The 22146-nt window shown below is 38.6% G+C and carries 22 protein-coding genes; 17 read left to right on the plus strand and 5 right to left on the minus strand.

What is annotated here, in order from left to right:
- Window positions 1–87 precede the first annotated feature (87 nt).
- Together Gferi_RS14420 and Gferi_RS14425 are read left to right on the plus strand one after the other, a co-directional pair.
- Window positions 88–1257, plus strand: a complete 1170-nt coding sequence (locus tag Gferi_RS14420) for an MFS transporter (protein WP_169833003.1) — start codon at window positions 88–90, stop codon at window positions 1255–1257.
- A 35-nt stretch (window positions 1258–1292) separates the two neighbouring features.
- Window positions 1293–1808, plus strand: a complete 516-nt coding sequence (locus Gferi_RS14425) for an NUDIX hydrolase (protein WP_069977656.1) — start codon at window positions 1293–1295, stop codon at window positions 1806–1808.
- 333 nt (window positions 1809–2141) lie between these two features.
- On the opposite strand, the gene Gferi_RS14430 is transcribed toward Gferi_RS14425, so the two are convergent.
- Entirely contained in the window at window positions 2142–2684 is a 543-nt protein-coding gene (locus Gferi_RS14430) for a DUF2284 domain-containing protein (protein WP_236932603.1), read from the minus strand.
- A 166-nt stretch (window positions 2685–2850) separates the two neighbouring features.
- Between Gferi_RS14430 and Gferi_RS14435 the strand changes: the two genes are divergently transcribed.
- On the plus strand, window positions 2851–3828 hold the full coding sequence (locus tag Gferi_RS14435) for a LysR family transcriptional regulator (RefSeq protein ID WP_069977670.1): 978 nt from the start codon (window positions 2851–2853) through the stop codon (window positions 3826–3828).
- A gap of 126 nt (window positions 3829–3954) precedes the next feature.
- Here the strand turns inward: Gferi_RS14435 and Gferi_RS14440 are convergent, their stop codons facing one another.
- Both Gferi_RS14440 and Gferi_RS14445 read right to left on the minus strand, forming a co-directional pair.
- Window positions 3955–4257 (minus strand): AzlD domain-containing protein, encoded by a 303-nt coding sequence (locus tag Gferi_RS14440; RefSeq protein WP_069977672.1) that lies wholly within the window; start codon window positions 4255–4257, stop codon window positions 3955–3957.
- On the minus strand, window positions 4254–4967 hold the full coding sequence (locus Gferi_RS14445) for an AzlC family ABC transporter permease (protein ID WP_069977674.1): 714 nt from the start codon (window positions 4965–4967) through the stop codon (window positions 4254–4256). Before Gferi_RS14445 ends, Gferi_RS14440 begins: the two co-directional genes overlap by 4 nt.
- A gap of 179 nt (window positions 4968–5146) precedes the next feature.
- On the opposite strand from Gferi_RS14445, the gene Gferi_RS14450 reads away from it, so the two are divergent.
- The 7 genes from Gferi_RS14450 (at window position 5147) to Gferi_RS14480 (ending at window position 13114) form a co-directional block, all read left to right on the plus strand.
- The gene (locus tag Gferi_RS14450; protein ID WP_069977676.1) at window positions 5147–5701 is read left to right on the plus strand and encodes a helix-turn-helix domain-containing protein; all 555 of its coding nucleotides are present in this window, start codon (window positions 5147–5149) and stop codon (window positions 5699–5701) included.
- 380 nt (window positions 5702–6081) lie between these two features.
- Entirely contained in the window at window positions 6082–6876 is a 795-nt protein-coding gene (locus tag Gferi_RS14455; RefSeq protein WP_069977678.1) for a hypothetical protein, read from the plus strand.
- Between the two features lie 147 nt (window positions 6877–7023).
- Window positions 7024–7704, plus strand: a complete 681-nt coding sequence (locus Gferi_RS14460; protein WP_069977680.1) for a response regulator transcription factor — start codon at window positions 7024–7026, stop codon at window positions 7702–7704.
- Window positions 7701–9626: a sensor histidine kinase gene (locus Gferi_RS14465; protein ID WP_069977681.1), complete on the plus strand. Its 1926-nt coding sequence runs from the start codon at window positions 7701–7703 to the stop codon at window positions 9624–9626. Before Gferi_RS14460 ends, Gferi_RS14465 begins: the two co-directional genes overlap by 4 nt.
- A gap of 219 nt (window positions 9627–9845) precedes the next feature.
- Window positions 9846–10382: an RNA polymerase sigma factor gene (locus tag Gferi_RS14470; RefSeq protein WP_069977683.1), complete on the plus strand. Its 537-nt coding sequence runs from the start codon at window positions 9846–9848 to the stop codon at window positions 10380–10382.
- Between the two features lie 18 nt (window positions 10383–10400).
- Window positions 10401–12080, plus strand: a complete 1680-nt coding sequence (locus tag Gferi_RS14475; RefSeq protein WP_069977685.1) for a LolA family protein — start codon at window positions 10401–10403, stop codon at window positions 12078–12080.
- Between the two features lie 515 nt (window positions 12081–12595).
- Complete coding sequence (locus Gferi_RS14480) at window positions 12596–13114, plus strand: nitroreductase family protein (protein WP_069977688.1); 519 nt, start codon at window positions 12596–12598, stop codon at window positions 13112–13114.
- Window positions 13115–13356: 242 nt separating this feature from the next.
- Here Gferi_RS14480 and Gferi_RS14485 read toward each other — a convergent pair whose 3' ends face one another.
- Both Gferi_RS14485 and Gferi_RS14490 read right to left on the minus strand, forming a co-directional pair.
- Window positions 13357–14814, minus strand: coding sequence for a sensor histidine kinase (locus Gferi_RS14485; RefSeq protein ID WP_069977690.1), 1458 nt, complete (start codon window positions 14812–14814; stop codon window positions 13357–13359).
- Window positions 14815–14818: 4 nt separating this feature from the next.
- The gene (locus Gferi_RS14490; RefSeq protein WP_069977692.1) at window positions 14819–15514 is read right to left on the minus strand and encodes a response regulator transcription factor; all 696 of its coding nucleotides are present in this window, start codon (window positions 15512–15514) and stop codon (window positions 14819–14821) included.
- Window positions 15515–15740: 226 nt separating this feature from the next.
- Between Gferi_RS14490 and Gferi_RS14495 the strand changes: the two genes are divergently transcribed.
- The 7 genes from Gferi_RS14495 (at window position 15741) to Gferi_RS14525 (ending at window position 22140) form a co-directional block, all read left to right on the plus strand.
- Complete coding sequence (locus Gferi_RS14495) at window positions 15741–16343, plus strand: SurA N-terminal domain-containing protein (RefSeq protein WP_069977696.1); 603 nt, start codon at window positions 15741–15743, stop codon at window positions 16341–16343.
- A gap of 815 nt (window positions 16344–17158) precedes the next feature.
- Window positions 17159–17650: a hypothetical protein gene (locus Gferi_RS14500; protein ID WP_069977698.1), complete on the plus strand. Its 492-nt coding sequence runs from the start codon at window positions 17159–17161 to the stop codon at window positions 17648–17650.
- Window positions 17651–17882: 232 nt separating this feature from the next.
- Window positions 17883–18953 carry a baseplate J/gp47 family protein gene (locus Gferi_RS14505; protein ID WP_083273575.1) on the plus strand — a complete coding sequence of 357 codons (1071 nt, stop codon included), beginning with the start codon at window positions 17883–17885 and terminating at the stop codon, window positions 18951–18953.
- Window positions 18943–19476: a putative phage tail protein gene (locus tag Gferi_RS14510; protein WP_083273576.1), complete on the plus strand. Its 534-nt coding sequence runs from the start codon at window positions 18943–18945 to the stop codon at window positions 19474–19476. The genes Gferi_RS14505 and Gferi_RS14510 overlap by 11 nt, the downstream gene beginning before the upstream one ends.
- A gap of 34 nt (window positions 19477–19510) precedes the next feature.
- Window positions 19511–19813, plus strand: a complete 303-nt coding sequence (locus Gferi_RS14515; RefSeq protein WP_069977700.1) for a hypothetical protein — start codon at window positions 19511–19513, stop codon at window positions 19811–19813.
- 19 nt (window positions 19814–19832) lie between these two features.
- Complete coding sequence (locus tag Gferi_RS14520; RefSeq protein WP_069977702.1) at window positions 19833–20471, plus strand: hypothetical protein; 639 nt, start codon at window positions 19833–19835, stop codon at window positions 20469–20471.
- A gap of 13 nt (window positions 20472–20484) precedes the next feature.
- Window positions 20485–22140: a Kelch repeat-containing protein gene (locus Gferi_RS14525; RefSeq protein WP_069977704.1), complete on the plus strand. Its 1656-nt coding sequence runs from the start codon at window positions 20485–20487 to the stop codon at window positions 22138–22140.
- Window positions 22141–22146 lie beyond the last annotated feature (6 nt).

Genomic DNA, 22146 nt, shown 5'->3' on the forward strand with positions numbered 1-22146 from the left:
AATCCAATTTAAAAGAACTTCCATATTCTTCATACTTAGGCCTTCTAAAAAGGTCTTTTTGTAGTGTAATTTATGGAGGTGTTTAAATTGGATAAGATAGCGAGGTCTAGCAGTAGACTAAACATCTATTGTATGTATTTAATTGTCTTTTTTCAAGGGTTTGTTTTTTATGGGCCCGTTGCAACCCTGTACAGGCAGGGCAGAGGGATTTCGATGTATCAGATTTTCCTAATAGAATCTGTGTTTTGGATACTTATGATAGCCTTTGAAATTCCCTGGGGATGGTTCGCCGATAGATTTGGATATAAAAGAACACTGTTAATATCAAATATAATATTTTTCATATCGAAGATTGTTTTCTACAAAGCCTTTTCTTTTGAAATGTTCCTTTTTGAAAGAGTATTGCTGGCAATAGCTATATCTGGCTTATCAGGCTGTGATGCGGCTTTGTTATATGCTTTCACAGAGGAAGGGGAATCGCAAAAGGTATTTGGAAGATATTATGCTTTATCCACTTTAGGATATATAATTGCGTCTCTAATGTCTACGGTAATCGTGAAGCATTCTATTGATAAAGCAGGCTTTTTCACAATTTTTCCTTATGGGATAGCAATAGGATTCACTTTGTTCATTAAGGATGTACAGGAAAATATGAAAGAAAGGGTAAAGCTAAAAGACAGCTTTAGAAATATTTTCAGAAATAAGCAGATTATCCTTTTAATTATTGCCATTGCTTTCATTCGTGAAATATCACAAGCGGCAAGTGTGTTTTTAAATCAGCTTCAGTATGTAAGAAGTGGAATCGATATGAGATATTTTGGAATACTGGCTGTAGTTATACAAATTGGAAATTTAAGTTCTGACAGGTCTCATGCTCTAAGTAACAAGCTTGGAAAAAATAAAAGTATTGAGATATTAATGCTTTGCATAACCCTTTGCTGCTTTTCGCTTATATTTACTCAAAATCCAGTATTGTCTGTAGTATTCATCATGATGGTTTCAGGAAGTATGTCTTTAATCAATCCTATTGTTTTAGAGATACAGAATAAGTCCATTGTTACAGGAGACAGAGCAACCATGTTATCTATATATGCGATGGCAGGAAACTTCGTTGCTGCAATAATAAACCCCTTCATTGGAAAGGCTGCTGATTTATCCATGGAGATTGGATTTGCTGCATGTGCGCTGATTGCAGGCTGCGGATATATGGTTTTTTTAATATATAAGAAGATGAACAAAATGAATAAAGCGCTGTGATTGAGAGATTTAAAAGGACTAAGGAGGAACTTGGGATGGAGACATTTGCTATACCGGGTGTAGGCGGTATTATCGAAAAGGTAGTGGATAGTGTAACTTATATACTGATACAGGATCGGTATAAGGCAGATTGTCCGCTGGAGCGTGGCTTGATAGAAATACCTGCCGGGAAGATTCAAGCTTTTGAGAATATTTACAACTGCCTCAGAAGAGAAGTGCGGGAAGAAACGGGCCTAGAGATTACTATGATTGAGGGGGAAGGCGATACATTGGTCTACGAAGGCAATGGGTATAAAGTTTTGAACTACACGCCTTTTTGTAGTATCCAAAACATTGAAGGAACTTATCCAATTATGGTACAGATTTTTATTTGCAGAGCTGCAGGGGAGCTTCTAGATAAATCGGATGAAGCAAGGAACATGCGGTGGGTTTCACTTGAAGAGCTTGAAGAATTGCTGGACAAAAAAGAAAAACATTTTTATCCTATGCATGTTATTACATTAAGAAAATATTTGAAGATAAAAAGTACAAATGCAGATATACCGGCGTGAAAATGGAGAGAAGAAAAACAAAATATGAGAAGGTAGGATTTAAGATCGAAGGACGATTAAAAAATGAAAATTATATAGATGGAGTTTTTCATGATACCATTATAATGGGGCGGCTGCTATAGAAGCTGGAAAGAGGTATTCTATCACTGATAATTGAGGCTTTCTGCTGCCGTATAAAACAAATAACTACTGAGGCTGATTTCCAGTGATGAAAAAATCACTAAAAGACAGCCTCTTTTTTATCTTAAGTCCACAGAAGTAAGTTTTCTTCTGTATAAATAAATTTACTCGGACAACCTAGCGGTTATCTGATTGGTGTACAGGTTCAAAAGGTTATTCAATAAGCAGGAAAGCATATCTGTTCATGGTCTCACTGTAGTCTTTTAAAACTTGAATAGGATAGCCGATACCCCTGACGGTTGAGTACACATCTATTCCCAGGGAATCTGCTCCGGGGCGGACCATTTTGGGATTCTTGCAATCAATTCTGCTGCCGCTGCATACTTCACAAAGCCCGCAATTATCAAAAGTTATGATAAATGTTTTGTGATATCCTGAAAGAAACACTTCTCTCTCTAGTGCCAGGAGCTTCAATATGACTTTTCTGCTCCATGGTTTGCGGTCCTCCGGATTCTCAACAGCTTTTTGAATGTGAAAAACGACCGCTTCCTTATATTCGGAGATCATCTTGCGGCACTCATCGACTGGCGGTGTGTGAGGCGGACATGTTCCGCATTTGCCGTAGGAGGAACATCCGTACATACAGCGAAAGCGAACCCATTGTGAAACAATGATATCTTTTGGATGAATCCATTTAAAGTCTGCGAACCCATGCTGATTGAATAATTTCTCCAGTTCTTCTTTTTCTAACATCATTTTTCCCCCTTATTTTATTATTTTTAACGATGATGGTCTGTAATGCTTCTACAGCCATCATTAGCCAGAGCGCTCTTGAAAAAATCTTACCATTGTGATAGGGTTTAGTAAAATTGATAGTTTCGAATTAATCTATCGAAATATATGATAGAAAGGAGGGGGTAAAATGGAATTGCGCCAGCTGAAGACATTCTGTGTCATAGCAGAAACCGGCAGCTTTACCAAAGCGGCAGAAGCATTGGGTTATGCCCAATCCAGTATAACTGCTCAAATTCAATCCCTGGAAGAAGAACTGGAAACAAAGCTTTTTGAACGCCTGGGACGGAATATTCTCCTCTCCAAAAGCGGTAAGCGCCTGCTGGTCTATGCACGGCAAATTATTAACCTTTCTTCTGAAGCAAAGGAGGTTATAAAAGGGTCTTCGACGAAAGGAACGCTGACGATCAGTGCACCAGAGTCCCTGTGCGTATATCGTTTACCCAAAATATTGGCAGCGTACCGCAACCGCTACCCGGATGTTGAAATTGTCGTTAGGACCGGTGCCTGTACAGAAATGCTGTCTTGGCTGAAAAATGATGATATTGATATATCCTTTATGATTGGCCGGAAACTTTCTTATCCATATCTTATAACCGAGTCCCTTATATCTGAACCCATAGTTATTTTAAGCGAACCGGGTCATCCCTTGGCGGAAAAGGATGCGGTAACGCCCGAAGATATGAATGGGGAACACTTAATTCTTACCGATAAAGGTCTGGCCAATAGCTGTTACCGTGTCGTTTTTGAGGAAATGATCAACAAGGCTGGGGTTCAGCCTAAAGCAATATTGGAATACGGCAGTGTAGAAGCAATCAAAAAATGTGTTATCGGCGGCTTGGGGATTACCGCGTTGCCATTTATAACCGTTCAAGAGGAAGTAAAAAGAAAGGAATTGGCCGTACTTCGCTGGGTCGGTCAAGATTTCGACATCGCAACCCAGATCGTCTATCATAAAAACAAGTGGCTTTCTCCTCCCATGTTAGCGTTCATAGATGTGGTACGTGAGAGCTTGGCTTCACCTGAAGCGGAATGCAGATGTGAAATGCCGCTGGAGCCTCTAGCGTGGGGTGAATTTTCTTCTGCTCAAGAAATGGTAAAGGGCTGAATAAGTGCTGGTTTGCCACCTAGCCATTTCAGTTGATTAATCCAGCAACTGCCAACATCATGTTTTCCAAGGCTACAGCACAATCCGCCATGGCATTTCCGTATCCGGCTGCATTTGCTGCAACTACTAAACGTGTAAAAGGATAAATGCTGTAATAATAGAGAGGAGCACCGGGAATACCAAACCGCCCTTAAACCACGAATAAATAGCGGCTGCACTGATTCCTGCAAGTGTTACCAACCGCATATCAGAAGCTGGCTGCATGATACCGCGCACAATCAAGACACTCAGCGCCGTATAGGGGATGTACAGTAAAAACCGTCTTAATAATGGGTGCAAAGGGCGTTCCGTCATGATAAGCAGCGGGATTAATCTTGGTAAATAGGTTACAGCCATCATACCAATAATCAGGGGTAAATAACTTTTCATACTTCTACCTCCTTCACATCATCCTTTATGCATAAAACACCAATGGCTGACGCAACAATGATTGCAGTAATAAGGCTCCATGAGGGTGAAATAATTTTAAAATAATCAATGATTATATAGATCATGGCGGAAACAATGGATAAAAACAAAACAGGTTGTGATTTTTTTATTTCAGGCACCAATAAAGCTGCAAAAGTAGCATATAAGCCGATTCCTAAACTGCTCTGAACAGTCATCGGCAACACTGCACCTGCCAGATATCCAGCCATTGTGCCGAATACCCAGGAACAATAAGAAGCTCCATGGAGAGCCAGTAAAAAAGGTGCAGTCAATTTTCTGTTGCTTAAAGATGTAATTGAAAAAAATTCATCCGTTATTCCAAAGGCTATGAAAATCAGCCAATGCTTTTTAATTTCTCTAAGGCGCAGGGACAAGGAGGCACTCATCATTAAATGCCGTAAATTAAGGAGAAATGTGGCAAGAATAATATTTCCTGCTGCAACACCTGTTTTTATCAGATCTAATGCCATAAATTGGCTGGCTCCGGCGAAAACCAATAACGAAAACAAGCTGCTGTCCCTAAAGGAAATATCTGTAGTTTTAGAAAGCAAACCAAAGGACATAGCTACAGGGAAATACCCCAACATTAGTGGAAGTGCTGAAATGAATCCCTCTTTTAAATGCGCTGATATCCTGTTTTCTGTTTCCATTTTATTACCTCCTTACGATTTCCCAATATTTGTTTTGTGCAACACGGAATATGCTATACTAGACACAAAGAACATTTTAAAAAATGTTTGTTATATTAGCATGTTTTGGATAATATAACAAACTAATGATTCTATTATATAATCCTAAGGAATAAATAACAAGCAGAGGGGAGAATTTTTTGAAAGATTTAAATTCAATCGTAGCGAATAATTTGAAACGAATAAGAGAAGAAATGAAATTAAGCCTTGAAAAGACAGCGGATATTACCGGCGTAAGTAAAGCTATGCTTAGACAGATTGAGACAGGCGAGTCCAGTCCAACCATTAATACGGTGTGGAAGATTGCGACAGGCTTGAAAGTCCCTTATACTTCTATCATTAATGCCCCCCAACCGGATACATTTGTTGTTTCCAGGTCTGATATTGAGCCTCAAATTGAGGATGATGGAAAGTATCAGGTCTATTCTATTTTTCCTTCTGAAGAAGGACGCAGGTTTGAAATATATACTGTAGAGTTAGAGAAGGGCTGCTCATTTTCTTCAAATGCCCATGGTGAAAGGACCCAAGAATTTATTACAGTATATGAAGGCGAACTAACTCTCTATGTGGAAGATGAAGAATACATTGTAAAAGCGGGTGACGCTATTAAATTCAGGGCGGATAGACTTCACGCTTATCATAATAAATCCGATGCATTAATACGAATCAGTATGGTTATTTACTATCCTGTATAAACAGAATTTTCTATCGACAAACCTGACAATGACCTGAAGCGGGCAGAAGCCCTGACTATGCTCCATAGACTTTTCGTAAAAGGAATGGGCTGGTAAATCCCATGAAAAAATAAGGATCTCCATTAATCGGAGATCCTTATTTTTTCATGGGGTCAAGTCCTTCTGGCAGCAAATAACAGTATATTTTTAGAACATATCTACATTGCTAGTCAAGTTGCAAGGGTGGTTTTTCCTTGGGTTTTCTTAGATAAAACAGGCTTTAATTAAGATTTGAGATATTTCATAAAAAGTTCCAGATTTGTTCACAGAAAGAACACAATAAAAGATTAAACTAGAAAATGTAAAGAAGTTAAATACATTTTATGCAAGGAGGAATCAACATGAAAAGAATTTTATCAACAGCTTTATTGTTAACCTTATCTACGAGCCTATTTACTTCACCTGTTTCTGCAAAGGAACTAGATAAACAGGAGGATTTAGGTGATGTGCTATCGGTACGGCAAGAGATTGAGTGGGATGTTTTAGAAGGTACGATTAAGGAAATTGGGGATTTTAATTGGGTAGTAGAGGATCTTGAGGGCAAGGAATATACGGTACCCGTTTTAGGTATTAAAGACCTTGAAGAATATCAGGCTGTAGATGTTCAGGTAGGACAGAAAGTATCCATAACCGGGAAAGATTTATCTAAGCTGGAATCTGTACAAATGGTCAGAATAGCCCGTAATGGCAGCCAATTAGATGCTAATGAAGGTGACCTTGATTTAAACGTAGCGAAAACGAGGGAAATTAAAGATGCGCTTATATCTACATTTGAAACAAAAGGAGAACTGAAGGTAGAGTCGATGCGAATTGACAAAGATAAACTGGAAGAAATAAAAGCAAAAGGTGGAGACATTGTACTTAAAGAATTAAAGGAAGATATTGATCCGGAAAAAATAAAAGAATTCGGAAATATCAGGGTATTCGAAAAGGGTCAGGAACTGTCCGGCGAACTGAAAGAGCGTCTTGGAAAAGCATTCAAGATAGATGAAGAAGGAACTGAAACAATGGCTGTGAAAGGAGCGCCTATTGGCGGAGATGTATTTTTACCCCAGGAAATTACGGTTAACAATAGAACTATCAGCCTGCCCCAAATGATGATAAAAGCCATACCGGCAGCTTTAACCCTGGAATAGTAAAATATTCAATTTACTTAGATGCCTACTTATACGCTATAATGAATAAGTAGGTATTTTTTTATAATCCATTAGGAGACATTCAAAAACCTGAAATTTTACGAAAGTATTCATTTAGAGTTTTATCACGGCCAGGAGGAAGTTTTCATGTATAGAAACCTGTTATTAATCGAAGATGAAAAAAGAATGAGAGAGATATTAGTAGACTATTTCAAGCGTGAAAATTTTACCATATTTGAAGCAGATAATGGAAGAGCGGCGCTGGAACTGTTTGAGACCAACAACATTCACTTGGTAATCCTGGATATAATGATACCGGAAATAGACGGTTGGGCTGTATGTAAAAGGATGCGCAAAGAATCCGGAGTACCCATTATTATGTTAACTGCCCGCTCTGATGAAGAGGATAAACTTATGGGTTATGAGTTAGGCGCAGACGACTATGTGACAAAACCCTTTAGCCCTAAGGTGTTGGTTGCAAAATCCAAAATGCTTCTTAAACGGGCTGAAGGCAATGTAGTAAAGGAGAATGGCTTGATTTTATGTGCGGATATTGAAGTGAATAAATTATCCCGAACGGTTAAAATAGATAATGAATTGATAGAGCTGGCTCCAAAGGAATTTGATCTGCTGGTTTATCTGATAGAAAATAAAGAAATGGTGTTGACAAGGGAAAATATTCTCAATCACGTGTGGGGTTATGACTATTTTGGGGACCTGCGCACCATTGATACCCATATAAAAAAGCTTAGAGCCAAGCTAGGAGATAAAGCAAAGCATATCAATACCATGAATAAAGTAGGTTATAAATTTGAGGTGAATAGATGAAAAAGAAAAGCATCACCTTCAAGCTTTTTATTATAACAACTACTTTTTTTATAATTTTCTTAATGATTGTAGTCCTTAGTCAATCTTTGTTTTTTGAAAAATTTTATATAAATCGAAAAATTAGCAGATTAGAGAGAAGCTTAGAAGAATTTGCCCGGAAATATGACAAAGAAGATTGGGATCAAGCGACAATCACAAAAAACATTAATGACTTTATCAATAAAAGTAATGCACAAATCGCAATCTTAAATGACAAAGCAGCAGCCAAATACCTTCCTCTATTCAATATAATTATTGAAACAGAAGATAAAAATAAGGTAGTGGTGCCTCTAAACAATATGCTTTTAGTGGAAGCCCTACAAGAATTAAATCTTTCAATAGGGTATTCAATTGTGGTTGAAGGAATTTATTCAAATAATGAATACAACACATTATATCCCTTTAGCATCGCAGGCAAGGAAAGCAGATGGGAGGCTTTAAGTCAAGCAGCAGAGCAAACAGAAGGTGACGAGGTCCTTGGAACTCCCAGTATTACTGTGATTAATAAAAATCGAACACTTTTGGAGGGCGGTTTTACTGAGGTATCAAAAGCAATCCCCAGTAACTTTGCCATTGCCAGCAGGGAAGCGGTGCAAGGGATTGTGAAAGCCAAGATGAGAGAGGTTCAAGGCAAGATCGTAGAATTGAATTTTCCGGCACAAAAGGATTTTATGATGCCCTATAGAGAAAGTATGCTCTGGACCGCAATGGATCATTGGTTCTGGGTTTCAAAGGGGAAGGATTTTGTTATAGAAAATGAAAAAGTTATTCGTTACAAATATAAAAGTCCGATCAATGGAATCGATAACATCGTTATGATCAAACCGATTTTTCATAATGGTGTATTGAATGAAATGGTATTTGCCATGTCCTCTCTACAACCTGTAGGAGAAGCAATTGGTGTAATGAAGGATTATTATATTTATGGATTTTTAGCAGCAATATTCATCATCCTGCTCTTAGCCTATATTTATTCCAGGCTGATCGCGGAGCCTTTGATAAGAATTAATAATGTAGCTTTAAGAATGGCGGAGTTAGATTTTTCCGTAGAATGTGATGTTAAATCTGACGATGAAATTGGAAATTTAGCCAATAGTATAAATAAATTGGCCTCAAGTCTGCATAAGAATATGAAAACACTACGGGATACCAACGAGAGACTTAAGGTGGAAATAGAAAGGGAGCGGACTTTAGAGAAGATGAGAAAAGAGTTTGTCTCTAGTGCTTCCCATGAATTAAAAACACCTTTAGGCATCATGAGAGGTTTTACCGAAGGCCTTAAAGATGAGATCGCTATTGAAAAAAAGGACTATTATCTGGATGTTATATTGGAAGAAATAGAAAAAATGGATGCACTGGTATTAGACATGCTGGATTTATCTAAGCTTGAGTCCAAAGCATACCTGCTGGTAGAGGAGAACTTTTATATTAATCCGCTGATGCAAGTAGTAAAAAATAGATTTATTCAACAGATAGAGGAAAAAAACATTGAGGTATGCCATAGCTACGATTCAGAGGATTTTATGGTTAGAGCGGATAAAAAAAGAATAGAGCAGGTAATAACCAATATCATTAGCAATGCCATAAGACATGTAAAAATAGGAGGATTTATTCATATCGGCATAGAGAAAGACCGTGAGAAAATTTATATCACCATTGAAAATGAAGGGGATAACATTCAAGGGGACAAATTAAATCATATCTGGGACAGATTTTATCGGGTAGAGGAATCCAGGGATCGTAAATCAGGAGGGACCGGACTGGGATTAGCGATTGTAAAAAATATTTTGGAGCTGCATGGCAGTGATTATGGTGTAAAGAATACGGAAAAAGGTGTAATGTTTTACTTTTCCCTGGAAATGACTGCTGAAAAAAACTTATAAGAACGACATAGTGATCTGGTTTTATACAAAATGGCCTGCAAGGATATCGCTGCAGGCCATTTTTATATGTTTAATATACTCTTCATAGCAGATCTGTGAAAAATAAAAATTATATTAAAATCTGGAAAAATAAAAAAAATAATATTAACTGTAATTTTTATAATCTTTTAACGTCATTATTAGTGTAAGTACCTAGCTAGGGAAGAAGGAGTCAAATCTATGATGGAGGGTGAAAAAATTATTAAAGCGCAAGAGGGAGATATTAAGGCAATCGAAGAAATCTGTTCAGTTACTTGGGAACCGTTATATCGCTTTATATACTACAAGGTTCAAAACCGTGAAGAAGCAGAAGATATTACCCAAGAAACCTACTTTAAAGCAATTTCATATATGCAGAAAAGCAATATCAGAATAGATAAGCACATTGCTTTTTTAAAAACTGTAGCATTAAATGTGCTGAGAGATAAGTGGCGGAAAAATAAACGTCAGAGAATAAATGTAAATCTTGAAACAATAAACCCAAAAGATACTGCATTAGGAGACCCTACGGAAGCGGTAGCAGAACGTGAAGCGATAGAAAATGCACTCAATCATCTTAATGAGGAACAACGCACAGTGATAGATTTAAGAATTATAAGAGGATATTCAGTGGCAGATACTGCCAAGTTGATGGACAAAAAAGAAAATTATGTTCGTGTATTGCAGCATAGAGCCCTGCAGAACCTTACAAAGATCCTCAAAAATGACAGTAAATAGCGGAGGTGTATATAATTAATGAGTAATGATGAAAAAAGATTATCAGATTATATCGATCGTTTAAATGAAGAGAAAAAACCGGAAGAGCATGACAGTGAAATAGAGGCACTAGAGATGAAACAGCTTTTTGAAACGGTTAGAATGGTTAAAAGTTTAAAAGAACCCAGCTTGCCAGAGTCAGATTATCCCAAAACATTAGCGGTTGACCTGAATAAGCGATTAGCTGTGAAGAAGTCACCAGAGAGATCAAAAAGATCCTGGTTTTTTGGTGCAGCATCGGTTGCAGCAGCTTTAGCGGTTTTATTTCTGTTCAATATGCTGGCACCTTTAGGAAAAAACAATATCGTTCATGCAATGGAGAAAGCTTTTCAGGAAGTAAAGGCATATCATGGAATTCTTGAAATTGCAGAGACCAACGCAGAGGGAAAAACCTCTACACAAGCAAGAATAGCAGTTTGGGCCGATAAAGAAGGCCGTTATTATGTTAAAGGATTGGATGGTTTTCAACAAGGTTTTATTACAGTAAATGACGGACAAAAAAAGTGGCAGATCCAACCGGATCAAGAACAGGTAAGCATATTTCCGGCTTTTCCTGACCCTTATAGTTTTACATTTGAATTGGGAAAAGAAATTGACGATGTAAAGAATGCACTTAAAACTAAGGTAATCGTGGAAGATACCGTTGCCGGAAGGACGGCTGCTGTTGTGGAAGTAACGCCTCAGGGAGGAAGTCCTTATAGAATATGGATTGATGCAGAGACTAAAATGCCATTGCAGAAAGAATTTGCCATGACGTATTCACTGCAGTACAAAGTATCCTATACGCAGATTGATTTTATGGAAAGGATACCAGAGGAACTTTTAGTATACAGCGTGCCTGCAGGATTCAGAGAGATGGAGAGGAACCCGGAACAACAGGTGAACAATCTGGAAGAAGCACAGGGAATTGTAGGATTCATGCCTAGAGTGCCGCAGAATATACCAGCAGGATATATCTGGGACACAATCGCTGTTGGGAATGATATGAAGGTTGTTAAAAACACCTATATCTCACAGGATAACCGGAAAAGGGTGGTATTATTGCAGGGAAAGGCTGCTGGTGAATTGAAACCGGCTTCTATGGCAATGCTGGGAAAAATAGATGGCAATATTGCAGAAATTCAAGCACCGGTACAAGATGAAGCTGGGATTCTTGGAGGCGGCGGAATTTATGCAGGCGTAACAAATATAAATTCTGTCCGATGGCAGCAGGAGAGCTTTGAATATGCCGTAATAGGGAATATTTCATTAGAGGAATTAACGCAATTTATTCAAGGATTAACCAGTGAATCAGTGGAGTTATCAGTACCGGAAGATTCATCCTTAGCTAAACCTCAAGTTGAAGTACCTGTAGATTTGGAAGTGGAAAAAGGAGATCAGAAAAATGCTGACTCAGGTCACTCTCCATGGAAATTAGACCCTGCTTTTGTAGCTCAAGTTTTCGTCAGCCTGGAAATCTCTCCACAAGGCATTCAAGGAGAGTACCCTATTGGGGAAGAGGATCTGAAAATAGTCCAAAACACTGGAACAGAAGCAGTTGTAGAGGTCAGTGGAAGTACTGCACCGATCAAAAAAGTGTATCTAAAACGGCTTATACGGCAAGATGCTACAGGGGTATGGACTGTGGTAGGATATGATCCGGCAGCTGCAAAGCAGTGAGAATATATAGAGATGACACACGGGTCCTCCCCTTGTAATCTATAAGATATTTGCCTGCAGCAATATTTTACTATTATAAAAGCCCGGTAGAGGATATGAATTGCAATCTATTAATCATCATGGTCAATAGATTTATTCTTTTCTGAATCGTCATTGAAAATATAGATGTGTGATTGAGAATCCTTATTTATGCCCGTTATTTTCCTGATTTCAACAGATAGAAGAGTCACTGCTAGCAGTGCTGAAAATATAGCGGGCAGACACAAGGCCTGCCCCTACGAAAATCGGATATTGTAGGGGACGGCCTTGTGTCGTCCCGGGTAAAATTAAATTTCTCAGTCACATATCTATAGGCTTCTTTTATGAAGTACACATTTATTTTTTATGTTTGTGATAATAGTAATAAACCGCTTTTACTCGTACTCATTCAATATTACAAAATGGTAAGGCCTTGATAGCGTAGCCTGTATGGTATATGATGCAATTATAGATAAATATGGAAGGAGAGAATTATAATGGAATTTTTGGAACTGGCAAGGAGACGTTATTCTGTGCGTAAGTATGAAGCAAGAAAAGTAGAGGAAGAGAAGGTACTTAAGATACTTGAAGCAGGGAGGATTGCCCCAACAGCAGCAAATTACCAGCCCCATAGTATCATCGTTGTTCAGGAGCAGGAAGGGCTGGACAGATTGAAGAAGTGTGCAAATATCTATGGAGCACCCCTTGCAATGATTATTTGCGGAGATCACAACCTGTCCTGGAAGCGGCCCTTTGACGGCAAAGATGTATTAGATATTGATATCAGCATTGTAACGGATCATATGATGCTTCAAGCAGCTGATCTGGGATTAGGAAGCGTTTGGATCTGCTATTTTGACCCTGAAATTTTAAGAAAGGAATTCGACTTGCCTGAACATATCGAAGCAGTAAATATTTTAGCAGTAGGATATCCTGCGGGAGAAAGCGCATCCCCCGACCGGCACAGCACAACAAGAAAACCCCTGCAGGAAATAGTGCATTATGAAAAATATTAACTTAGAATCAAGAGATTAGATAAAATATAGATGTGTGACTGAGAAATTTAACATTCAACCTGATTTGATTCCCGGGTTTCGGAAGGTGAGGACCTGTGTGTCCTCCCGAAAATAAAGAGGGCAGACACACAGATCTGTCCCTACGGTCTTGGATGGACAAATAAGGATCGGCGAGGGCGTCGATCCCTACATTCCTGTTTTAGATTTACGTAGGGAACGGTCTTTCACCGTTCCGTAGGATCTTATTTAGGGATTTGTTCGGAAAGAAGCGGCAATTCAATGATAAACAATGCACCTGAGTCTGAATTCTGCGCAGAAATTTTCCCATTATGTTTTTCAATAACATTTTTGCTGATAGCCAAACCTAGCCCGAAATTCCCCTTTTTTCCCTTATAAAATCTTTCAAACAGATTTGGAAGATCATTGGCATCAAAGCCGGGGCCATCATCGGATATTTTGATTTCTGCCTCATTCCTTTGGCCTGCTTTTGTAGTGATGGAAATTTCTTCACGGGCATAACGTATGCAGTTGCTAAGAATGTTTGTGATGGCACGGGAAAGCTTTTCTTCATCTCCATATATTTCAATCCCTTGGTCTTCTTGGTCCAGGCGTATTTCTATATTGTTTTTCATTGCAATGCCGCTGGTGCGTTCAATACAGCTACTGATAAGCTCATTCAGATTCAAAGAATCAAAGTGATAATTTTCCTCCAGCGTATCCAGACGGGATAAATATAGCAGGTCTGATACCAGATGCGTCATGCGTTTGGTTTCATCAATAATAATATTTGCAGCATTATGATGATCAACTACGTCATATAAGATGCCTTCCGCATAGCTCTGTATGGACATGAGCGGGGTTCTGAATTCGTGAGAAACGTTCTGCAGAAAGGTTTTTTGGGCTTGATCATAGGTTTCAAGTTTTTCTGACATAACATTAATATTATTCACAAGCTCCTGAAGCTCGTCGTCTACAGGGATGTGGATTTTTGTACCAAAATTTCTTTCTGCGATATCCCTTATATGCTGATTAAGAGAAGAAAAGGGTGCAGATATCTTTTTAGACAGGATAGAAGAAAATATTACAATAATAAGGGCAGAAATGCTGAGAATAGCAAAAAGCACAAGGTTTATTCCCCACTGCAGCTGGTTTACCTTTTGGAGGCTGGAGTATATGATTACCCAGCCGAGCTGTAAAGTATTGGTTTGAGATACCGGTTTAATGACCGCCATGTATTTATTGCCGGATATATAAAAGCTTATAAATTCCTCCTGCTGAAAGCTTGCAGACTGACGGATGGCAGCAGTGATCTCATCCAATTGATCCGCAGAAGCTGTAAAGAAGTCTTCCGGAAAAGGAATGATTCTGTTTTTATTTTTATCCAATAAAATATAATCGGCATTCAAAATCGTAAGCGGTTCTCTTAGTGAACGGTCCAAGCGAAAATAGTATTTGATGAGTTCATCATGATTTTGCATATAGGAATGAGGGATGATTATTTGTGAGGAGAAAAAATACGGACCTTGCCGAAGGGCAGTGTCTACAGTACTGGATGCAATTCTGCTTAATTGCTGCATTAGATCTCTCTCGATATAAAGACGGACTGCCGCATTAAATATAAAAGTGGTCAGTGTAATTAAAAGGACAATGATGATCAGATTATATTTGAAAATTCTCCATTTGATTGTATTTTTCTTCATAATCTCATTCCTTATTTTGTATTCTGAAGCCAAATCCCCAAACCGTATCTATTTTAAGTGTTGAACCGGTATCTGATAGTTTTTTTCGGACCCTTTTGATCATATCATCGGTTGCCCGAGTCTCCACTTCATTTTCGAAACCCCAGATTTTATCCAGAAGCTCGCTCCGGCTAACCGCGCGATCCCTATGTTCTGCCAAATAGTAGAGTAAGGAGAATTCCATCCCCGTAAGACCGATATCTTTTCCGTTTACCTCTACTAATTTCGTATCGGGATTGATTACCGTGTTGCAGATTTTCAGAGTTTGTTTGGTTTCTCCGGTTGTTTTTTCAAATTCAATTCTTCGAAAGATACTTTTGATTCTAGCTACCAGTTCCATGGGGCTAAAGGGTTTTGTAAGATAATCATCGCTGCCCAGGGTAAGCCCTGCGATTTTATTTGGTTCTGTATCCTTTGCAGATACGATGATAATGGGAACACGACTTTTTTTCCGAATTAATGAACAAAGAGCATAGCCATCTATTTCCGGCATCATAATGTCCAGAATAAGCATGTCCGCGGGTTTTTTGTTAAAGGCTTCAAGAATGGAAAGGCCGTCGTTGAAAGTCTCCACCTCAAAACCTTCCCTGACAAGAAAGGACTTTATAATGTTGCAAATATTTACCTCATCATCTGCGATGTATATTAATTTCTTTTCCATAGTGTTTCATTCACCTCTTTAATAATTTTACCATGAAAAAATTATCGTATCCTTTAAAATCTATTTTTGTTTTAACATTGCCACAGTTTTGCCAAGAATTATTAGAGGAATGTAAGGTAAAATAAAGATATGACGAAAAAAACTTAGAAAGCAGGGTGGGTGGTGGTTTTTAGGAATAAATATCTGTAGAAAATAAAACGAGTATAGGAAGGGAGATAGAGATTTGATGAAAAAGAGAACAAACAGAAGCGTGGGGCGGATTATTTTATTTAGTTTGCTGCTGTTGGTTATTTTAACGACAACGGCTTGTTCCAATAAAGAAATCGTAGCCCGTGTAAACGATCAGGTGATTACCAAGGAGGAGCTGTACCAGCTTTTAGTTGACCAGTATGGATCGCAAGTGTTAGATTCATTAATTGCAGATAAGATTATGGATATGGAAATTCAGAAGCAAAATATTGCAGTGAATGAAGGGGATATTGAAAATGAGATCAATAAAATTATAGCAGAATATGGAGGAGAAGAAGAATTCAACCAAGTAATGGAAATGTACGGATATTCATTAACAGATGTAAAAAAGAATATTGAAATGAACCTAAAGGTGAAAAAACTGCTTGAACAGGAAGTTTCAATAACAGAAGAAGAAATGCAAAGCTACTTCGAAGAAAATAAAGAGATGTTTACAGAAGAAGAAAATGAAGAAGCCAGTTATGAAGAAAATAAAGATAAAGTAAGAGACATTTTAGTAGAACAAAAACTACCGGCAGCCTATGAGACCTGGCTTCAAGCTAAGTATAATGAGTACAAAATCGAAAACATGATTGAATAAGCGGATTGAATCACTATAGATTTACACTTTTAAAAGGGAATATAAGTAGGGAACGACCTTTGTGTCGTTCCGGAAAACGGGCAGACACCCAGGTCTGTGCCTACGAAAGAAAATAGATGATATTTAAAAGGCGTATATATAAGAGGATAGCCAAAGTCGAATGTATCCTGACGAAGTTGCAGTTTACCATACTGTCTAACTTATAGGGATCAATTCAACTTGGTTATCCTCTTTGAATTTATGGTTTAAGATGTCAGTTTGATCTAAAACTTTACTTGTTATCCAGTGTTGTTTGCTATAGTCTTTAAGTTCTAAATTGAAAAAAAGGGATTTTTTTTGAACAAATACCGAACATATGTTCGATTATGTGGTATAATAAAGTTACCAAAAAAGGTAATACCTAGAAAATCAACGTTTTCGCCATTTTTAAAAACTACGAAGGAGGAGATTTCAATAAACAAGCTGTTCGAGGCGTGTCTTGAAAATTTAAAGATGACAAGCAAGTATATTTAGAAGAAAAGAGATCTACAAGAGAAGGGCATTGTGAAAATAAAAATAGAACAATCAAAATACGCTGGTATGTCTCCGATAATCTGCCGGAAGTACGCCAATATTTACTGTAAAGCTATAATATACTGTAAAATAAGGAAAGCTTAAAAGATTATCAGAAGACAATAGCTATTACAGGAATAAACATCTCCGAAAAATTGCCGCAAGTATGCCCAAATGATCGATTTGTCCATAGTATACTTTAAAATAGGAACCCATATCAAAAGCAAGCAGGAAAGATTAACAATTATAGGTGGTGAGTAATCATGAATACAAATTATGTATATCAAAATAAAGATGCTTTTAGCCAAAAGAAAGTACTAAACATAAAAGAACTTGAAAGCATATTGAAAAACTTAAAACAGTATGAGGCCAAAATCAAAGAAATAGAAATCCAAATCGAAGAGTATAAGGACATGCAGGGTCTATGCCTTAAAGGAATTAATTATGAAAATATCATAAGGACAAACAATATCTTTTCTAAAACGGAGATGCAGGTAATGGAAGATACCGAACTACAGAACAAAATTGAACTGCTGGAATATGAAAAAAGACATCTTGAGCGGTTTATCAAGCGGGTGTGGAATGCAATCGACAGCTTAACAGAACTAGAGAAGCAGATTATTCAGAAGAAATACATTGAAAATAAGATATGGAGATACATAACCTTTGATATTAATCTGGAAGAGAGACAATGCAGAGAGATAAAGAATAAAACCTTAAGCAAGATATTAAATATACTGAAAACAAGTGACTAATGAATAGGATACTATACTGCTTCAATATGAAGTGTCCTGTATATTTTATTAGATTTTAAGGATGAGCCAAAGGGGGTGAGGGTGCATGACATAAATATCAGCGGACATACAGGTCTCTATACAGACTGTGGGCAAAACAGATGGATTTACAGGTAATCTAAGGGATTGTAAATCCATCTGCCGTGCAATGAAGAAGAAATCAGATAAGAACTGCTATAGGAGGTGAATCATAATGATAGCAGACCAAAAAACAATACTCAACCGTATGCTTGGAAATATACAAGGCCAGTTTGATAAAACAGAAGGGTCTTTTTTTTATGACGCTTTAGCGCCTATGGCCATTGAACTGGAAACCGTACATCAGAGCATTTCGTCGGTAAAGGAGAAATTAAGGGTTGAAAAACTCACAGGACAGGAGCTGGAACAGTTTATATTTGAAAGAACCGGTATAAAGAGGAAGCCTGCAACCAAGGCCCGGGGACATGTAACCATTAAAGGAACCGCTGGTGCACGGGTACAGGAAAACAGCATTGTTGCCAGTGAAACGGTTCATTTTATTGTCAAAGAAACGAAAATCCTGGGTCAAAACGGGCAGGCGGAAGTGCTGGTTGAATGCCAGGCATATGGTGTCATAGGAAATGTACCTGCCGGGATGATCCGGTATTTTCCCATGACTCTTCCAGGGCTTGTAAGTGTGACCAATCATGAGGATTTTACCAGCGGATATGAGGAAGAAGGAGACCAGGAGCTTTTAGCCCGTTATTTTGAACGAATCCAAACTCCCATTACTTCAGGAAACAAATATCATTATAGAGATTGGGCAAAGGAAGTAACGGGAGTTGGGGACGTGAAGGTAGTACCCCTATGGAATGGAGACAATACCGTCAAGATCATCATCATCGACGCAAACAAACAGCCTGCCGATGCAGAGCTGATTGCACAGGTCCAGGAATATATTGATCCCGGCATGGAGGGCTTAGGGGAAGGCAAAGCCCCGATAGGTGCTTACTGTACTGTAGTTGGTGCTGTGGGCAAAAGTCTGGACATCACTTTTAAAGCTGTAAAGGATACGGCTGTAACCGATGCGGAAAGATCCGAAAATATCAGAAAGAATATCGAACAATATATCAAACAGGCTGCATTTAAAGAAAGTATTATAAGCTATAACAGAATTGGCAGCATTATATTGGACTCCAGGGGAATCGTTGATTTTATCGGTTTAAAAATTAACGGACAAACGGGAAATATCGCCATTGCTGAAGATGAAGTGGCAGTTTTGGGAGTGATTCACATTGAGGAATAAACGAATGATGGCCTATTTGCCCGCCTATGAGCGAAAATCAAAGGTCTTTCAAGGGATCATGAATGCAGCTGGAAAAGAACTGGATCAGGAAGATGGGCAGATAGAGCAGCTGAAAAAACAGTTGTTGATTCACACCGCTACCTGGGGGCTTGAAAACTATGAACAGGAACTAGGCATCCAAACAGACATCCACAAGAGCGATGAGGAGCGCAGAAACGCAATCATAGCCAAGTGGCGGGGAATAGGAAAGGTGGATAGGGCCCTGATACAGTTGATTGCAGAATCCTATGCCGTAGGGGAAGTATTGGTCGTGTTTAACCATGCGATTACCATTTACCTCTTGGGAGTCAATGAGACCATGACCGGCATACAGGATTTGCTCAATAGTATCGAAGAAATTAAGCCGGCCCATCTAAGGGTGCAGATTGTTTATGTCTATATCACCTATGGAGAGCTGGGTGCATTCACCTATGGGGCTCTAGGCAACCGAAGCTATAGGCAGATTAAGCTTCATGATTTTTAAAAAGAAAAATTAAATTTTGAAAGGGGAGATGCAGATGAAATATACGAGCCATCTTGGACTAAAAAAGCCAGAACCCAATGATTATTTTGATCAGGAGAATCACGCTAATTATAATATGGACGTGATTGACAGCAACATTACGTCGCATTTGGTTAGTCATGTAAAGATTGAATTTAGCGAGATAGAACCACAAAATCCAAACAGTAACACTTTTTGGATTAGAAATGTAGGTGAAACGGATTTTAATTTAGGCGGTGAAGGAGGTGGTATAGCTGTTTTGAACGCCACTAATAGTGATATACCACCAGATTCTGATTTATGGTTTGAAAATATATAAATTTAAATGAGGTGAGAAAATGGCAGATAAAAATATTCAAATCAAGCAAAGAAATGCGGAAAACAGCGGATGGGATAATTTATATCCCAAGACAAAGGGGAGTTTAGTTGAAGTAACCGGAGGAAGTGTGGAACAGCACGTAACTGATGGTGTCAGTCACGTATCATCAACCGACAGAAGTTCATGGAATACAGCTAAAACTCACTCTGATTCGTCACATGCACCTGTAAACGCGCAGAAAAACAGTGACATAACCAAGGCTGAAATCGAAGCAAAACTTACTGGTGTAATTACAAGTCACAGTCATGCATCAGGAACACCAACTGCACATAAAGATACCCATTTGACTGGAGGGTCTGATGCAATTCCACCAGTAACTACGAGTATAGACGGACTTATGTCTGCTTCGGATAAGGCAAAACTAGAGGGTATAGGTGCAGGAGCAAATAATTATGTACATCCCACTACGGCAGGAAACAAGCATATACCTACAGGCGGTGCAACAGGACAGGTATTAAAATACGGGGGATCGAGCGGGACTGCATCATGGGGCGCAGTTACTGCAGCTGAGCTAGGTGCACAGAAAGAAATTACCGTCAGTGCCACAGCGCCGTCAACGCCAATAGCTGGAGAACTATTTTTCGAGGTATTGAGTTAGGAGGATTTTTGAAATGGCAAATTACAATGTAGAGATAAAAAAGAGAAACCCAGCCAATACAGCATGGGATAACCTGTATCCGGTTACAAAGGCTTCCAATGTGATTACCCAAAGCGGGCAATCTATAGAAGCTCATTTGGCTGATTACGTGAGACAACCGGGCTATGGAGTAACCTCAGGAAGTGCTAATACCTACACACTTACACTTAATCCTGCTCTTACAGCATATACAGCAGGTGTATGCGTTGCTGTTAAAATCCATGCTGCCAATACAGGAGCATCGACAATCAACATTAATGGAGTAGGTGCAAAATCTATAAGAGATAGCAAAGGGAATGTGCTCACATCAGGGAAGCTTGTATTAAATAGTGTTTATACATTGAGGTATGATGGCACAAATTTTATATTACAGGGTGAAGGAGCAAGTGGAAACGCTACAGCATCCGACCTTCTCTCTGGCAAGACAGCTACTACGGATGCTGGAGAAATCGTAGGCACAATGCCCAATCGAGGAGCAGTTACAATAACACCGTCAAATTCAAATCAAACTATTTCCGCAGGCTACCACAATGGTTCTGGAATAGTATCCGCAGTAACTTTTGATGCTTCAAGGGTATTAACAGGTACGACTATAGCAGGAACAGCGGGAACAATGCCTAACCATGGAGCTATTACAATTACTCCTGGTGCTACTACACAAACAAGAAGTTCAGGATATATGAGCAGTCTATCAGTTGCAGGAAGTACTAATCTTTCAGCAGAAAATATCAAATTGGGAGTAAATATATTTGGTGTTACTGGAACTTTAACACCTATGCCGACAGGATGGAGTACAGGACAATGGATAGCAAGTGGTTCAATATTACCTAATGGATATTATAATCATGCGGCTGGCGGTACTTTTTATGGTTGTGTTATTAGTGGAGGCGATAGTAGTTCATCAGATACATTTTCATGCCAATTATGGAATGGTGTTTCTTATTCAAGTGCAGGTTCAATGCCCTCCTCAAACTCACGACATGCTTCAACTGGAGCTAACCAAAGTGCTGTAGCTGTTACAGGTGGAGGAAGGATGGCGGCAAATAGAAGGCGTACGATATTATATTACAATGGCACTAGCTGGTCTCAATCTGGTAATATGACAGACACAAGACAGAACCATGGCTGTTGTGGAGTTCAAAATAATCATATTAATGTTGGAGATAGTTATAGTAGTTCAGTTGTTTATACATCTGAATTGTGGAATGGCACTGCCGCCACTTTAACAGCTTCCAAAATAACTCCGACATATGGTGGAGCTGCAGTTGGTATCGCATCATCTTTTATATTTGCTGGTGGCTATTACACGAGTAGCGGTTCAACAAATCGTGTAGAATATTTTAATGGAACAAGTTGGGTTGAACTTACTCGTTTGTCTTCTGATAGAAAATACCCATTTAACGTAGGCACGGCTTATAATAACGCAATTATTGCTGGCGGTGAAAGTAGTACAACAGTCCAACTTGCAACGACTGAAAGATTTAATGGTTCTACTTGGACTTCTGCATCTCCTATGGTTTTATTATCAAGTGCAGGTTCTAGTGCTACTAGTAGTGATAGAGGTGTCGCTGTTGGTGGTTGTGATAACGGATATATAAGAGCATATACACAGATTTATTTAAGAACTTAAAGGGGG

The organism is Geosporobacter ferrireducens, from assembly GCF_001750685.1.
GTDB lineage: Bacteria > Bacillota > Clostridia > Peptostreptococcales > Thermotaleaceae > Geosporobacter > Geosporobacter ferrireducens.